The organism is Rhizobium pisi (assembly GCF_003938655.1).
Taxonomy (GTDB): Bacteria; Pseudomonadota; Alphaproteobacteria; order Rhizobiales; family Rhizobiaceae; genus Rhizobium; species Rhizobium pisi.
Genome location: NZ_RJJT01000061.1, coordinates 1 through 1,721, shown reverse-complemented (window position 1 = coordinate 1,721; position 1,721 = coordinate 1). Strand labels below are relative to the sequence as shown.

General features: G+C 63.6%; 2 protein-coding genes. Both read right to left on the bottom strand.

Annotated elements, in window-relative coordinates:
* On the bottom strand, nucleotides 1–1,116 hold the full coding sequence (locus EFD55_RS32875) for an ABC transporter ATP-binding protein (RefSeq protein ID WP_125851283.1): 1,116 nt from the start codon (nucleotides 1,114–1,116) through the stop codon (nucleotides 1–3).
* Between the two features lie 3 nt (nucleotides 1,117–1,119).
* Nucleotides 1,120–1,721, bottom strand: a 602-nt coding sequence (locus tag EFD55_RS32870) for a carbohydrate ABC transporter permease (RefSeq protein ID WP_148102922.1), incomplete at its 5' end; no start/stop codon positions are given.

Genomic DNA, 1,721 nt, shown 5'->3' with positions numbered 1-1,721 from the left:
TCACGTTATCCTTGCCTGGGTTTGGGGATCGAAGAAGACGGCCTTGTCGAGATTGAAGGCGAGGCGTGTGTTTTGCCCTGGGGCGATGCCGGCATCGGCGCGCAGGCGGGCGATGACGGACTTGCCGCCGAGTTTGGTGACGGCGAAGGTGTCGGAGCCGGCCGGTTCGACGACCTCGATCAGGCAGTCGCCTTCGGTCAGCGAGCGCGCCTTGCGGTCGGCGCCATCGGGATCGGTCAGCGCTTCGGGGCGGATGCCGAAGATCACCTGTTTGCCGGCATAGGAGGACAGGCCGTTGCCGGCTGATATGACCGGCAGCCTCAGCGGTCCGCCATGCGGCCGTTCGAGCGAGACCTCCAGCCCACCCCCGCCGTTCTCGACGGTGGCGTTGAGCAGGTTCATCGCCGGCGATCCCATGAAGTCGGCGACGAAGATATTGGCGGGATTGTTGTAGATCTCGGCCGGCGTGCCGAACTGCTGCAGCACGCCATCCTTGAGCACGGCGATCTTGGTCGCCAGCGTCATCGCCTCGATCTGGTCGTGGGTGACGTAGACGATCGTTGTGCCCATGCGCTGGTGCAGCCGCTTGATCTCGGTGCGCATGTCGACGCGCAGCTTGGCGTCGAGATTGGACAAGGGTTCGTCGAACAGGAAGACCTGCGGATTGCGCACCAGCGCCCGGCCCATGGCGACGCGCTGGCGCTGGCCGCCCGACAGCTGGGAAGGCTTGCGGTCGAGCAGATGGCCGATCTGCAGCATGTCGGAGACCTGCCTGATCGCCTTTTCGCGCTCGTCCTTGGCAACACCGCGGATCTCCATGCCGAAGGCGATGTTGCCCGCCACCGTCATGTTCGGATAGAGCGCATAGGACTGGAACACCATGGCGATGTCGCGCTTGGAGGGATGCAGGCCGGCGATCGAGCGCCCGTCGATCCTGATATCGCCCGAGGTGATCGTCTCCAGCCCGGCAATGGTGTTGAGCAGGGTCGACTTGCCGCAGCCGGACGGGCCGACCAGCACCAGGAAGCCGCCCTTTTCGAGTTCGAGATCGATCCCCTTGAGGATGTCGACGGCGCCGAAGCGCTTTCTGAGACCGGAGATTTCCAGGAAGGCCATGGGTTACCCTTTGACAGCCCCCGCCATCAGGCCACGCACGAAGTAGCGGCCGGCGAGGATATAGACGATGAGCGTCGGCACGGCGGCGATCATCGCCGCCGCCATGTTGACATTGTATTCGACCACCCCGGTCGAGGTGTTGACGACATTGTTGAGCGCCACCGTCATCGGCATGGAGTCACCCGTGCCGGCATAGGCCGAGGCAAACAGGAAGTCGTTCCAGATGTTGGTGAACTGGTAGATGACGGTGACGACGATGATCGGCAGCGAGTTCGGCAGCATGATGCGGCGGAAGATCTGGAAGAAGCTCGCGCCGTCGACCTGGGCGGCCCGCACCAGCTCGGTCGGAAAGGCCTCGTAGAAATTGCGGAAGAACAGCGTCGTGAAGCCGAGGCCGTAGACGACATGGACGAAGACCAGATTGACCGTCGAATTGCCGAAGCCGAAGCTGAGGCCCGTGGCGTTCTGCAGCGTCACCCCGAAGCGGCCGAGCGAGCCGAGGATCGTCGCCATCGGCAACAGCACCGACTGGAACGGGATGAAGCAGGCAAACAGCATCAGCCCGAACACCAGCGTATGGCCGGGGAAGCGCCATTTGGTCAGGA

Coding starts and splice junctions, on each gene's coding strand:
- EFD55_RS32875 (WP_125851283.1), bottom strand. CDS start 1,116: ATGGCCTTCCTGGAAATCTCCGGTCTCAGAAAGCGCTTCGGCGCCGTC.